A 14,531-nucleotide genomic window follows, 5' to 3' on the forward strand; every position below is an offset into this window, starting at 1 on the left:
CACGTATACCAAGGAGATTTCAGGTGGCAGAAAACAATATATCCTCAATCTCGATCGATGTAGAAACGATCAATCGAATCGTGGCACTTGATGGTCATGAGCTTTTGCATCAAGCTACGCTGCTGCTACACAATACATTTGGTAGCCAATGTACTTGTATTGTCGAGCTCGATAAACTGAATTTTTTTGCCCAAACACTTTCTTATGCTTGTGAAAAAGAAATTCAAACGCCATTTTGCTATTCAATGGTTGGCTCGCCTTGTCATGAAGTCAGCAAGTCCAGTCAGCAGTTTTGTCTATTTAGCGAAAACGTCGCTAGAGACTTTCCGCAAGACGTCTTTCTCGCCGAAAATGACATTGATGCGTATCTAGGAGTACCTCTTAGAACCCAAAATGGCGACAACCTTGGAATATTAGTTTCCACCTTCACTTTTCCCATAAGCCAAATGGATGATAAACAAAAAAGTGAACTTATTTATTATCACACTTTTGTCGCTAATATCGTTGTGCACAGCCTACGCGTTAAATGGCTGTCAGCTCGTTCCCAAAGCTTAGTTAGCCAATTGAGCCATGAGATCAGTCATGATGCTCTTACTGGACTGCTCAATCGTAGTCACCTTTCAAACATGCTCGAACGCTATTCTGGCAACGAATCCCTGACTTTGGTGTATATCGATATTGATAACTTTAAGTCAGTCAACAGCCTTTATGGCAACTACATCGGTGACCAAGTCATAAAGTTTGTCGCTATGGCGATTGAAGATCAGCTACCTGAGCAGAATCAAACCTTTCGTATTTCGGGCGATGAATTTGCATTTATCACCTTCTCTAGTGACCCTCTATCAATTTGCCAAAATATCATTACAAAGCTTCACCAAGGCTATTATGATTCCTCTTATAAAATAAAGATTAGCGCCAGCATTGGGCTCGCTTGTCGAACAGATATAAACTTATCTGCTGATCAGCTCATGCTCAATACCTCACTCGCTTTAAAAGATTGTAAGCAATCAAGAAATATCAAAATTCAAAGTTACGATACACACCTAAGTACTCAGTATTACCGTAGAACTAAGGTAATCGATGCCTTAAGAAACGAGTTAGACCAGTCAAGTAGTGAAGACAGTGAAATATATGTCGTTCTTCAACCAATTGTTTCAATCGATCATGATACTTGGGACTATTTTGAAACACTTGCACGCTGGAACTGCAAATCGCTTGGCGCTATATCACCTATGGAGTTCATTGAGGCGGCAGAACAATCTGGGTTAATTGTTGATCTAGGTGAACGAATTGTCGAATTGGCCTGTGCAGCCAAGCAAACGCTCGAAGCCGGTTTAGGGCACAAAGTAAAGCTAAGTTTAAATTGCTCTGCCCATGAGCTTTCTGATTCGGTGCGTTATATGCGCCATTTAAATTCAACTATTCAAAAGCACACATTTAGCCCCGACGAGTTTACTATCGAGTTAACTGAAACCGTGTTACTGTCGCAAACCAACGAAGTTCGCTACATATTAGATAAGCTACGTGAACTGGGATATACCATCGCTCTGGACGACTTTGGTACTGGTTATTCAAGCTTGAACTACATCCACAGTTACCCTATCGACACCATTAAAATCGACGCCACTTTTGTCAGAAACATACTGTTCAATGAAACATCCGAGAGAGTAGTAAACTTGATCATTCAATTGGCTAAACAACTCAAAGTGAATCTTATCGCGGAAGGGGTCGAGCAGGAAAGTGAGCTTAACAAGCTAAAACAAATGGGGTGCACTCAGATTCAGGGCTATTATTTCTCTCGCCCTGAAAAACCCGAGACGCTGATAGAGAATTACATCCAATCACAACAAAGCCAAAATGTTGCTATTAAGAGCGAGTAATTGATACAAAGGGTGCCGTTAAAACGGCACCTCAATCTGCATCATTACGTTGTCTTGTTTTTCATCATGCCACAAATAGTCGAACCTTAACCTAGGTTCACCGACTTTTTTCTCCCCGAAACCGACACTGAACTGTAAGCCATGATTCATCAACCATTCTTGAGTTGAAAGCTCCTCTTCATCTTCTTCAAGTGCATTTGGATCCCAAACACCAATTCCGAAATAGCCGCTTGAGTAATGTTGGCTCAAAAACGGATTAGATTGTGTTTTTAGCACCCAATCAGACCAATAAGTTGAATAGTCAAGCTTAGCAGGTTTGATCATACCAATAGAATTAGGACTGCTAATTAACGGATACTCTACTGATCCCTTATTGGACTCACAATCGCGAAATTTCATATAGGTTTCGGGAATCTCAACCGAAGAGTCAATCGAGTAATTGTTTTTTTCGCAAGCACCGGCATTAGCCGAAAGCAGACCAAAAACAAGCGCAAGGCTCATCTTCGTCATATTTACCTCAATTCAAATATTGAGCTCATTCGCCCAGTTTTTAGTTATATTATTATTTGAAGCCGCAGCATCATCGGCTGCAATCTAACTTATACCCAAGTATAGTTAGTAGTAGTTTTTTTTAGTCAAAATCGCGCAAACTTTTGCCGTAGTTAAGTTTTCTATTGTTCCATTGTTCTGTAGTGCCAATCTGATATCCGTACTGCGTACGAGTACTTTCTCCGGACAAGCCATCACTGTCCAGCGTTTTGCAATCTCTTCAGCATTATAGAATTTGCTAAAGTTGAACAAATTATCCGGTCCTATTACAAAGGTTAACTCCGCTTGTGGGTACTTTTCTTGTAAGGCTAAAAGAACGGCATAAGTCGTTACTGACTGTTGCGTTTGCTTATACAGCTCTTCTTCAATGACACAACGCTCTACATTACTTAACGCGACATCTTCGATAAACGCATCGACTAACTTTGTTCTTAGCGAGTAATCGAGCATCTCTTTACCCCATGCATGGGCAACACTTGGTAGAAGCAACACGCGATCAAAATGACCAAGTGACTCAATAACACTTAAGTGTCCTAGGCTTGGCGGGTTAAAAGCGCTTCCAAATACAGCGATCTTCATCATTTTTTACCCTTGTATGGCACGAAACCCGTGATCTCGGTTTTCTATTCAGTGGTTTTAGGTATGATACTCATTATACCTAAGGAACCTCAAGATATGAGCTTACTTGTACGCAAAGATTTATATAACAATGCAGCAGGAAGAAACTAATGGAACAGTTGATTCGCGATGAAATGCGCGTTCTACCATCGATTGACCCTCATTTTGAAATCACTCGCCGTGTTGATTTCATTAAACGCAAACTCACCGAGTCCGGCTGTAAAGTGCTTGTTCTTGGTATCAGCGGTGGTGTTGACTCAACCACATGTGGTCGCTTGGCACAAGTCGCTGTAGACCAGTTGAATGAAGCCAATGGCAATGGTTACCAATTTGTGGCCGTTCGCCTACCCTATGGCGAGCAAAAAGATGAAGACGAAGCACAGCTGGCTCTACAATTTATCCAACCAACGTACTCTGTTTCCGTCAACATCAAAGCAGGTGTTGATGGCCTGCACGCAGCTTCCCATATTGCGTTGGAAAATACAGGGCTTATTCCTCAAGACAAAGCAAAAATCGACTTTATCAAAGGAAATGTAAAAGCTCGCGCACGCATGACTGCTCAATATGAAATTGCGGGTTACGTGGGTGGTCTCGTTCTTGGTACTGACCATTCAGCAGAAAACATTACTGGCTTCTACACCAAGTTCGGTGATGGCGCATGCGATATGGCGCCACTATTTGGTTTAAGCAAACGTCAGGTTCGCGAGGTAGCTGCGACGCTTGGTGCACCAGAATCATTGGTGAAGAAGGTTCCAACGGCCGATTTAGAAGAATTGGCACCACAGAAAGCTGATGAAGACGCTTTAAATCTAACTTACGAACAAATAGATGATTTTTTGGAAGGTAAGCCCGTCTCTAACGAGGTTTCTGAGCGTTTAGTTAGAATTTACAAAATGACACAACACAAGCGCCAACCGATACCAACAATTTACGACTAATTGTCGAGTAAGGAGAGAAATATCGCTATATTCCTTCTTTACATATCTAAATTGCTGGGCGGAATTCGTTTCTGCCCAGTTATGATAACACTGACTAATAAAACTAAGGTAACCGAATACCTAGTAGCAAATACCCATATTTAAAAACAAACTCAACTGACCTAGTTGCTATCTTCTTTCACTTCCAAGAACATCGCTGTTAGGAAACCCGTTATAATCTATAGTTCGAAGAGTCATTTTCGTGTCTTTTATTCCAAATATAAATTGGCGACATACACGCACAATCGTTACAGATAACGTGCAGTTCGCTGTACTTAGAATCCCAAGAACTATCTCTCATCTCGATCGACAAGTGATAACTCCCACAAAAAGGGCACTGTTCTAACTTCATTAAACACCTCAGACTAAAAATAAAATCTACAGAAAAAAGGCTAGTAACGCTGACAGCACATTAGGCTTCAACATCACAACCCCAATAAGCAATAAATTGAATATCGAATATCTTGACAACATTGAATTGGTAATAAGTACATGTGGGAGTGTTGTTCCTACCGTTTGTTGTCTTGGATATCGATAAATCTTAAGTTGCGCAGTGTTCTCTATTTTTACTGTTTTACAAGTTTTTGCTTCATCAACATCCAGCTCCACAACTGGCGCTATAAGCTCGTAACCCAGCTTGGGGACCGTCTTAATAAAAACCGGAACTCGCGTAGAGTCGTTCATTGCCTTACGTAACGTCGAAACAGATTGAGTGAGGCTCGAATCATCAACAAAAATGTCGCGGTCATTCCAAAGAACAGATATGAGTTCCTTGCGCGAAACCGTTCGACCATTGTTTTCGATCAAAAATAAAAGTAGACGACTCTCATTGGAACCGAGTATCACCACGCCACTTTGTCCACTGTCATCTATTAGCAGGCCAGCTTTGGGAGAGAATGTTAGTTTTCCGCCGATCTTGTACTTTCTATCCATTTCTAATTGCCCTTCACACATACCCAATAGTTATCAAATGTGTATCGCCTTCCTTCCCAAAACTGATTTCATGCATTCCCTGCTAACTCACTAGTAAAGTGACTCATCCAAGCTTTTGGGGACTAAAACGCTTGTTACCAGTTGTACTGGTAACATCATTCGAATGACATTCGAACTTTATTCGAATTTTATTCACTTCTCATCGCATGTCAATTAAATGAAAGCAATTCGCAGTAAAAACAATGGACGAAATGGCATTTATTCTTTCAAAACAATCAGATATCAATGATAAATAAAAATTAAATTCATTATTTGACTATTTAGAAAAACTCGTAACAAAGTAGTGATAAAAATTGACTCCGGAATGCTGATTCACTAGCATAAGTGCGAAGATATATAGAGAGATAGTATATGCCCGCCCCAAAGTACTCCTTCGCTGATGAAGAGCAGTTGATACTCAATGCCACAGCAAATAGCATTTTTGAAACTTCACTAATTGATTTCAAAATGTCCTCTATTGCAAAAAATGCTGGTATCTCTATGGGGTCTGTATACAAGCACATTCAATCAAAAGAAGACGTTCTCGTTGCACTGGCTGTCCAGATAACACAGCAATCTCTCAACGTAATCACAGATGTGCTTAAGCTTCCTTACCCTCTCTCTTCAAAAATCGTGGCATTAAATTTGGTGTCTCACGAGTCCATGTATATTTATCCTTTTGGTTACCAGTTATTTACTATGCTTAATTCATTGAACTTACTGAATAAAGCTTCGCAAACATGGATAGATAAACTCGCCAAAGTATCCGCACAAATTCATGATTGCTTTGAACAGGTACTGTCACATGCGATTGAACAAGGCGAACTCAATTGTGATGAAGGGGAGAGAGACTCTCTCATTGAAGAGTTTATGCTGACTCACTGGATACTCAACGTCGGATTTCCTCTCGTCGCTAGACATTCATGTAACCCAAACATGCTCAAAGCAACATGTAATTTGGATCATCAGATTTCACTTGAGCACCCATTCATCAAAGCAACACTTAGAGTGACTAATAGTTATCCATGGTCAAACCCAGCATCGCGACAAGACTTGAATGAGATTGAGAAAATTCTAATATCGCGTGGGATTCGCTGACACGAGATCGTAAAAAGGGAGCATATTGGCTCCCTTTCCTATTTGTACCTTAGATTTAACGCTTAAACGCGTTCTTCTAAACCAATATTATTGTTAGCCCAAAGCAAGGCTTGTAAGCGGTTTTTAGCATTTATTTTCTTGAAGATATTATGCAGATGAGTTTTCACCGTATTTTCACTAACAAACAGTTCATCTGCAATTTGTAGATTTGATGCCCCGTGACCAAGTAAACGCATGATCTCTTTTTCTCGCTTAGTTAGGTTCGCATACGCTTGAGAAGTCGTCACTGTGTTTGAACAGCGGAAATGTTCTATGTAATCTTGAGCAACTTTACGTGACAACCACATCTCATCTTGCATGATCTTTTTCATGCCTTTCAACAATAAATCAATCTCATCGTCTACATAAAATACACCAACTAAATTGCGCCACTTAAACAATTGTGAAGAGACTACATCTTTAGGACAGTTGATGACTATTTCCTTGGCACCAATATTAGAGGCAAGGCGAACTTGGTTATAAAGTTCAAAATTCTTATCATCAAAATAGTTGTAATCGATCAGGACATAATCGCCAAGAATAGAGTCTTCACTATCGACTACTCGAGCAAGATCTTCTAGCGACGTCAAATGGACATCTAACTCAATTCCTCTTTCTAACGAGTCCTTAAACAGCTTAGACTGCATACTAACATCAGATAGTAAGGTAATTTTATAGTTAGGGTCGGTGGTCATGTTAATTTCTCCAGCTTGACGTGGTTGCTAAATTTAAAACTATCGTTTAGTTTCAAATAGTCAACACATCCCAGATCACACTTCTAAACAAATTGACGTACATTCCTTATAGTTCAATAGGTTAGTTACCATTTCTTAATTTTGAGAACAAAGATGATTACTATTCAAGCAATCATGAGATCGTCGAAAGATCCCGAGATAATGTCGCTTCATAAACAAAAGTCTTACATTTGAGCAGAGTGTTTCAAGTTCGAATTTACATACCTGATGGTGTAATTATAGCGCAGTAAAACGAATGGGTTTCGCTTTGATAAACGAAAAAACCCTTCGTATAGCTACTATCTTAGTATTTAACGAAGGGCTAACTTAGGATTACAAACGTCGATTGGTTCTAATGCCTGATGACGCTAACCACGATGGTACCTTTGTGGTACAAACGGCATTTTTTCAACTGTCATCGCCAGCTTTTTACCGCGAACCTCGGCAAACACCTGCGAACCTATCGCTGAAAGCTCAGTGACAATATAGCCCATTGATACAGGCTTACCCGCATTAGGTCCTGCCGTGCCACTGGTTACAACTCCGATATGGTTGCCGTCGGCATCATACAATTCACAGCCTTCACGCACGGGGGCTTTAGTTTCACCCACTAAACCAACACGTTTACGTGTAACTTGCTTGGTTTCAATTTGTTCAAGAATAATATCAGCGCCAGGGAAGCCGCCTTCGCGTTCACCACCTCTGCGGCGTATTTTCTGAATTCCCCAGAGAAGACTCGCTTCAACCGGTGTTGTCGTCTCATCTAGATCATGACCATATAGACACAATCCACACTCAAGACGAAGGGAATCGCGCGCGCCTAAGCCAATCCATTCAACTTCTTCTTCGGCAATTAAATGTGCGGCAAGCTCGCCTGCTTTCTCATTAGGTACCGAGATTTCATAGCCATCTTCACCAGTGTAGCCACTACGTGACACAACACATTCTACGCCGAGCAACTCAAGCTTAGCTACATCCATGAAAACCATGTCTGCAACCTTTGGTTGAAGACGTGATAGGACCGCTACAGCTTTCGGACCCTGTAAAGCGAGTAGTGCCCGATCATCAATAACCTCTATTTCAACACCTTGAGGTAAGTGTGCTGTTAAGTGATCAATGTCTTGTTTTTTACAGGCAGCATTAACGACTACAAATAGATGATCACCCAAATTGGCAACCATCAAATCATCCATAATCCCACCTTCAGGGTTGGTAAAGAATGCGTAGCGCTGGTTACCTTTTGGCAAATCAACAATATCGACCGGCACCAAGGTTTCCAAGAACTGAGCGGCATCCTTTCCTGTTAAGCGCAGTTGCCCCATATGAGAAACATCAAACAAACCCGCTTGTTCGCGTGTATGCAAATGCTCTTTCTTTACGCCTAGCTTGTATTGCACTGGCATATCATAGCCCGCAAATGGCACCATTTTTGCGCCAGCTTCAATGTGCAAGGCATGAAGTGGTGTACTCAGTAGCGCTTCATTCATGTGATGTCTCCAAATATCCGTTTTGTGTTCTGCTCTAGAAAACGTGTTTCCGATAATAAACACGATAGCGCGAAGTTTGCACGGTTAAAGTTTCAGCAGGCACTGAATTTGTGACATTTAACATTTTAAGAACATCAACGAATGCCAGATAAAGGGAATAAGAGCGAGAGCTAACCTAAGCTAGCTCTTACAATATAATGAGTAGATGGTCTTTTCCAATCGGAAACAGAGCGCTTACTTAGCCGTTACCCACAGAATCAGGGCATCTTCTTCACTGACTGACGTTAGCATGTGCCCCATATTGGCATCATAATAGACGCTATCACCTTCATTCATTTCAACCGGCTCATAGAATTCAGAAAAAAACGTCACCGCTCCTGATATAATCAATAAAAATTCTTCGCCATCGTGCCTAACCCAATCACTATATTCAGCAAAACTGCGCGCTCTCACTCTGCTTTTAAACGGCATCATCTTCTTGTTTAGCATTTGAGTAGCAAGCAGTTCATGCTCATAAGTTTGCGTTGGGTGTGGTTTTCCTTGCCCTGCTAAAGTCATATCCCACCGCCCTGTTGCGACTTTTTTCTTAGGCGGTTCAAAGAGTTGAGGCATGTCAATTTGTAAACCATTGGCTAGTTTCTGCATCGCCTGAAAGGTTGGTGAGATTTGTTCATTTTCTATTTTACTCAGCGTAGAACGAGCCAGCCCTGTGCGTTGACTTGCCTCTTCAAGAGTAATTCCTAATCGACCACGAATAGCTTTTATGCGCTCGCCTAACTTAAGCGGTGCGATGGATTGATCTTGGCTCTCTCTCGCCAAAGTCAAAGATGGGTATTCATCATAAATCTCTTCTGACATGCATCCACCATGTGGTTATCACTTCCTGTATGGCATTCAATTGTGCAACAAGACTCAAGAATAAAAAAGGATAAAAGTTAGCCAATTCGTGTTGCTGTTAACAAAAATTGAAACTAAGTTTCCTATAGGAAATTTTTGGTTGATTGTTTTTACGCCAGCCGCTATGTTACCAACTTGTTAGCTAGCGAGATGCTGTGCCATTGATTCAAGAGTCACATAACCGACCAGTTGATATGGATACCACTTTGGAATGAAATTGGGCGCACTGCCTAGTTGCAGTTGTAAAGTCATTTACAGAAGCAAGGAAAACCTTGCCGACCATTAAGGAAGGTCACTGAATATGAACAACCGTTATCAAAATCATCATCTAGAGAACTTCTTCTCCACTCAGCTTTCCGCAACAGACGACGCCGTATTTGCTGGAATACAAGCGGAGTATGCTCGCCAAAATGAACAGATTGAATTGATCGCTTCAGAGAATATTGTTTCAAAAGCGGTCATGCAGGCACAGGGAACCTGCTTGACCAACAAATACGCAGAAGGCTATCCGGGACGCCGTTACTATGGTGGCTGCGAACATGTTGATACAGTAGAAGCAATCGCCATTGAGCGTGCAAAGAAGCTGTTTGACTGTGGATTTGTTAACGTTCAGCCTCATTCGGGCGCGCAAGCCAACGGCGCTGTAAAACTAGCGCTTTTGCATCCGGGCGATACCATACTTGGCATGTCGCTTGATGCGGGTGGACACCTCACTCATGGTGCTAAACCCGCACTATCGGGAAAATGGTTCAATGCAGTGCAATATGGCGTTGATCGCAATTCACTCGAAATTGACTATGACGCAGTACGTGAACTCGCCATCGAACATAAACCTAAAATGATTATCGCTGGTGGTAGTGCCATCCCACGCACCATCGATTTTGCTAAGTTCCGCAGTATTGCAGATGAAGTGGATGCCATCTTAATGGTTGATATGGCGCATATCGCAGGATTAATCGCCACAGGCGCGCACCCTAGCCCGCTGCCTCATGCACATGTCGTGACGACAACCACACACAAAACCCTTCGCGGTCCCCGCGGCGGAATGATCCTCACCAACGACGAAGCGATCATCAAAAAAATTAACTCAGCGGTATTCCCCGGTTTGCAAGGCGGCCCACTCATGCATGTGATTGCTTCCAAAGCTGTCGCGTTTGGTGAAGCATTGGGGCCTGAGTTTAAGACTTATATTGAATCGGTGATCGATAACGCAAAAGTTCTCGCTGAAGTATTGCAAACTCGCGGTTGCGACATTGTAACTGGCGGTACCGATACACATTTAATGCTGGTTGATCTTCGCCCTAAAGGCTTGAAAGGCAACCAAGCAGAGCAAGCCTTAGAGCGTGCAGGTATCACATGTAATAAAAATGGCATCCCATTTGATACAGAGAAGCCTATGATTACATCGGGGATTCGTTTAGGTACCCCAGCCGGAACAAGCCGAGGCTTTGGCGTAGAAGAATTTAGACTGATCGGTAATTGGATCGGTGATGTGCTAGACGGGTTAGTTGAGAACCCTGAAGGCAATGCAGAGGTGGAACAGCGTGTCCGCAAGCAAGTAAAAGAACTCTGCGCTCACTACCCTATTTACCAATAACAAATTAAATTTGGAGATTTAGCAATGGACAAAACCCTTAAGTTTACTGATAGCCACGAATGGGTCCGTGACAACGGTGACGGCACTGTCACTATCGGTATTTCTGAACATGCACAGCAAATGTTAGGCGACGTGGTTTTCGTTGACCTACCAGAAGTCGAGAACTCTCTTGAAGCGGGTGATAGCTTTTCACTGGTTGAGTCAGTGAAAGCGGCATCTGATATCTACGCACCCGTATCAGGTGAAATCGTAGAAGTGAATGAAGAGTTGGAAGACAGTCCAGAACTGATCAACGAAGAACCCTATGAAGGTGGTTGGATCGCCAAAGTGAAACTCTCAGACCCAACCGAGTTAGAGAATCTAAAAGACGCCGAAGAATACTTAAACTCTATTGAAGAAGAGTAATCAAGGAAACTGCAGAAGCTGCCTATGAAGATGGGTGGCTTTTTTTGAAGGTTCAACTCTGTACTTGATGCTATCCACCAGCCAAAGACAGATACCAACCTTTTTAGAAGGTAAAGCAAATGACAACACTACTTCAAAGCCTCAGCACTCAACATGAGTTTGTTGCTCGCCACAACGGACCAAATAAAGCAGATCAGCAATCAATGCTCGCTGCTATCCATGCCAATAGTTTGGATGACTTAATTACCCAAACCGTTCCGGCGCAAATTCGCCTCGAGCAACCACTAACACTTGCCGAAGCGCAAAGCGAAGCGGATATGCTAACTTCAATGAAGCAGTTCGCGCAGCAAAACCAAATTAAGCGCACGTTTATTGGGCAAGGGTACTACAACACCTTCACGCCAAATGTCATTCTGCGCAACGTGATGGAAAACCCTGGCTGGTATACGGCTTACACACCATACCAACCGGAAATTTCTCAAGGTCGTCTAGAAGCACTGTTGAACTTCCAACAGATGGTGATGGACTTAACCGGAATGGAAATCGCCAACGCATCTCTACTTGATGAAGCGACCGCAGCAGCCGAAGCGATGACGCTATGTAAGCGGGCTGGTAAGAGTAAAAGCAACACCTTCTTTGTTGCATCTGACGTTCACCCTCAAACCATTGAAGTGGTGAAAACACGCGCCAAGTTTATTGGCTTTGAGGTTGTTGTCGATGAAGCCGATTCACTACCAAATCACGATGTATTTGGCGCACTGGTGCAATACCCAACCACAACAGGTGAAGTGCACGACATCAGCGATTTAATTGCAAAAGCACAAGCGAATAAAACCCTTGTGGCTGTGGCTACCGACCTACTCGCCAGCACGCTGATTAAGCCAGCCGGTGAAATGGGCGCAGACGTCGTCATTGGCTCTGCACAACGTTTTGGTGTACCGATGGGCTACGGTGGTCCGCACGCTGCATTTATGGCAACCAAAGATAAACATAAGCGCACTATGCCCGGGCGTGTAATTGGTGTTTCAATTGATACCAATGGCAACCAAGCGCTGCGCATGGCAATGCAAACCCGCGAGCAACACATTCGCCGCGAGAAAGCGACATCGAACATTTGTACCGCGCAGGCATTGCTTGCCAACATGGCCGCATTCTACGCTGTATTCCATGGCGCTGAAGGCTTACGCACCATTGCGCGCCGCACCCATCATATGACGGCAATTTTAGCCGCAGGTGTAACCAAATCAGGCTTTGAGTTAGCGAACAATAGCTTCTTTGACACCATCACAATTAACAGTGGTGCCGCGACTGACGCGCTCTATCAAAAAGCACAAGCCGCAGGCATCAACCTCCGTCTATTTAAAGCAAGCCAACAACTTGGTGTTAGCTTAGATGAAACGACGACGACTGCTGATATTGGCGCGCTGTTTGCGATTTTTGATGTACAAGAAAACGTAGCAAGCCTATCTGCGGATATCGAGAAAAATGAGTTTGCTGCTATTCCTGAATCTTGCCGTCGTAGCACTGAGTTCTTAACTCACCCCGTATTTAATACGCATCACAGCGAAACTCAGATGATGCGTTACCTAAAACAACTAGAAAACAAAGATTTCTCGCTCACTCATGGCATGATCCCTCTGGGCAGTTGTACCATGAAGCTTAACGCTGCCGCAGAGATGATCCCCGTAACTTGGCCAGAGTTTGGCTCATTGCACCCGTTCGTACCCGTTGAACAAGCTGCCGGTTATACTGCGTTAGCAAATGATCTCAAGCAAAAACTTTGCGAGATCACCGGTTATGATGAATTCTCGCTACAGCCTAACTCGGGAGCATCAGGCGAGTACGCAGGTCTTATCGCGATTCAGCGCTACCACGAAAGCCGTGGCGACGCCCATCGTAACGTCTGTTTAATTCCAAGCTCAGCACACGGCACTAACCCAGCGACAGCCTCAATGGTTTCAATGAAAGTTGTGGTAGTGAAGTGTGACAACGAAGGCAACATCGATCTTGTTGACCTCGCGGATAAGATTGAAAAACACCGCGATAACCTTTCAAGCATCATGATCACTTACCCTTCAACACACGGTGTGTACGAAGAACAAGTCATGCAAGTGTGTGAGATGGTACACGAGGCTGGCGGCCAAGTTTACCTTGATGGTGCCAACATGAACGCCCAAGTAGGTTTGACAACGCCGGGGTTAATTGGCTCAGACGTTTCTCACTTAAATTTACACAAAACCTTCTGTATTCCCCATGGCGGTGGTGGCCCAGGTATGGGACCAATTGGTGTGAAATCACACCTTGCGCCATTCCTACCCGGTCATATCGAAAGCGGTGTTGAGGGCGAAGATTTTGCCGTATCAGCGGCGGATATGGGTAGCGCGTCAATTCTACCGATCTCATGGGCATACATCGCCATGATGGGTGAAGTAGGCATAACGGAAGCCACCAAAGTAGCGATACTAAACGCTAACTATGTGATGGAGCGCTTACGCCCGCACTACCCTGTTCTTTACCGTGGCACCAATGGCAGAATTGCGCATGAGTGCATTATTGATATTCGTCCACTGAAAGAAGAGATTGGCATTAGCGAAGAAGATATTGCTAAGCGCCTAATGGACTACGGTTTCCATGCGCCAACCATGTCGTTCCCTGTTGCTGGCACTTTAATGGTTGAACCAACTGAATCAGAAGATTTGGAAGAGTTGAATCGTTTCTGTGAAGCGATGATCGCGATTCGCCATGAGATGGAAAAAGTGAAAAATGGCGAATGGCCATTAGACAATAACCCGCTAGTAAAAGCGCCTCACACTCAAGTTGACCTAGCAGGTGACGAGTGGGACCGCCCATACTCTCGTGAGGTTGGTTGCTTCCCATCACCATCAACAAAGATTTGGAAATACTGGCCAACAGTAAACCGAGTAGATAATGTCTACGGTGACCGTAACCTGATCTGTTCTTGCCCAAGTATTGATAACTATCAGGATTAAGAAAAGTTATTGATCACAGATAACCAAGTTGGGAACCAACTTGAATAACAAAAGGCGAACCGTTTGGTTCGCCTTTTTTCATTCGTAGCAAGAGAGTTGTGTAACTATCGTCATGCCTACCAACTAACTCAAAAATGCGCTTTAACCTAATTGTTCTTTGGCGAACGGTGGCAGCAAAATCACCGTACTTGTCTTCACGGCTTGCGGCTGAAGAGCTCCGTAGAACCGCAAACTGAGACACTTTTTATATATTCAATTGAGAAATAATAACTCCGCACAAATAAAGCG

12 protein-coding genes are annotated in these 14,531 nt (G+C 43.3%); 6 read left to right on the forward strand and 6 right to left on the reverse strand.

The window, feature by feature from the left end; genetic code table 11:
- Positions 1-23 precede the first annotated feature (23 nt).
- The gene (locus L4C38_RS11030; protein ID WP_428797611.1) at positions 24-1,880 is read left to right on the forward strand and encodes a putative bifunctional diguanylate cyclase/phosphodiesterase; all 1,857 of its coding nucleotides are present in this window, start codon (positions 24-26) and stop codon (positions 1,878-1,880) included.
- Positions 1,881-1,898: 18 nt separating this feature from the next.
- Here L4C38_RS11030 and L4C38_RS11035 read toward each other — a convergent pair whose 3' ends face one another.
- Together L4C38_RS11035 and L4C38_RS11040 are read right to left on the reverse strand one after the other, a co-directional pair.
- Positions 1,899-2,390 (reverse strand): hypothetical protein, encoded by a 492-nt coding sequence (locus tag L4C38_RS11035; RefSeq protein ID WP_428797612.1) that lies wholly within the window; start codon positions 2,388-2,390, stop codon positions 1,899-1,901.
- Between the two features lie 105 nt (positions 2,391-2,495).
- Positions 2,496-3,011 carry a nicotinate-nicotinamide nucleotide adenylyltransferase gene (locus tag L4C38_RS11040; RefSeq protein WP_428797613.1) on the reverse strand — a complete coding sequence of 172 codons (516 nt, stop codon included), beginning with the start codon at positions 3,009-3,011 and terminating at the stop codon, positions 2,496-2,498.
- A gap of 146 nt (positions 3,012-3,157) precedes the next feature.
- On the opposite strand from L4C38_RS11040, the gene nadE reads away from it, so the two are divergent.
- A complete protein-coding gene (gene nadE / locus L4C38_RS11045) occupies positions 3,158-3,985 on the forward strand; it encodes an NAD(+) synthase (RefSeq protein ID WP_428797614.1) in 828 nt (275 codons plus the stop codon).
- Between the two features lie 417 nt (positions 3,986-4,402).
- Here nadE and L4C38_RS11050 read toward each other — a convergent pair whose 3' ends face one another.
- Positions 4,403-4,957 carry a winged helix-turn-helix domain-containing protein gene (locus L4C38_RS11050; RefSeq protein ID WP_428797615.1) on the reverse strand — a complete coding sequence of 185 codons (555 nt, stop codon included), beginning with the start codon at positions 4,955-4,957 and terminating at the stop codon, positions 4,403-4,405.
- 411 nt (positions 4,958-5,368) lie between these two features.
- Here L4C38_RS11050 and L4C38_RS11055 point away from each other — a divergent pair, with 411 nt between their 5' ends.
- Positions 5,369-6,094, forward strand: coding sequence for a TetR/AcrR family transcriptional regulator (locus tag L4C38_RS11055; RefSeq protein WP_428797616.1), 726 nt, complete (start codon positions 5,369-5,371; stop codon positions 6,092-6,094).
- A 62-nt stretch (positions 6,095-6,156) separates the two neighbouring features.
- On the opposite strand, the gene L4C38_RS11060 is transcribed toward L4C38_RS11055, so the two are convergent.
- The 3 genes from L4C38_RS11060 to L4C38_RS11070 form a co-directional block, all read right to left on the reverse strand.
- Positions 6,157-6,828 carry a LuxR C-terminal-related transcriptional regulator gene (locus tag L4C38_RS11060; protein WP_428797617.1) on the reverse strand — a complete coding sequence of 224 codons (672 nt, stop codon included), beginning with the start codon at positions 6,826-6,828 and terminating at the stop codon, positions 6,157-6,159.
- Between the two features lie 407 nt (positions 6,829-7,235).
- Entirely contained in the window at positions 7,236-8,354 is a 1,119-nt protein-coding gene (gcvT, locus tag L4C38_RS11065) for a glycine cleavage system aminomethyltransferase GcvT (protein ID WP_428797618.1), read from the reverse strand.
- A 234-nt stretch (positions 8,355-8,588) separates the two neighbouring features.
- Positions 8,589-9,212, reverse strand: a complete 624-nt coding sequence (locus L4C38_RS11070; protein WP_428797619.1) for a helix-turn-helix domain-containing protein — start codon at positions 9,210-9,212, stop codon at positions 8,589-8,591.
- A 340-nt stretch (positions 9,213-9,552) separates the two neighbouring features.
- Here L4C38_RS11070 and L4C38_RS11075 point away from each other — a divergent pair, with 340 nt between their 5' ends.
- The 3 genes from L4C38_RS11075 (at position 9,553) to gcvP (ending at position 14,243) form a co-directional block, all read left to right on the forward strand.
- Entirely contained in the window at positions 9,553-10,848 is a 1,296-nt protein-coding gene (locus L4C38_RS11075) for a serine hydroxymethyltransferase (protein ID WP_428797620.1), read from the forward strand.
- 24 nt (positions 10,849-10,872) lie between these two features.
- On the forward strand, positions 10,873-11,253 hold the full coding sequence (gcvH, locus tag L4C38_RS11080; RefSeq protein WP_428797621.1) for a glycine cleavage system protein GcvH: 381 nt from the start codon (positions 10,873-10,875) through the stop codon (positions 11,251-11,253).
- Between the two features lie 119 nt (positions 11,254-11,372).
- On the forward strand, positions 11,373-14,243 hold the full coding sequence (gcvP, locus tag L4C38_RS11085; RefSeq protein ID WP_428797622.1) for an aminomethyl-transferring glycine dehydrogenase: 2,871 nt from the start codon (positions 11,373-11,375) through the stop codon (positions 14,241-14,243).
- The last annotated feature ends 288 nt before the right edge of the window (positions 14,244-14,531 follow it).

The sequence above is a fragment of the Vibrio kasasachensis genome (genome assembly GCF_050337565.1).
GTDB classification, from domain to species: Bacteria; Pseudomonadota; Gammaproteobacteria; order Enterobacterales; family Vibrionaceae; genus Vibrio; species Vibrio kasasachensis.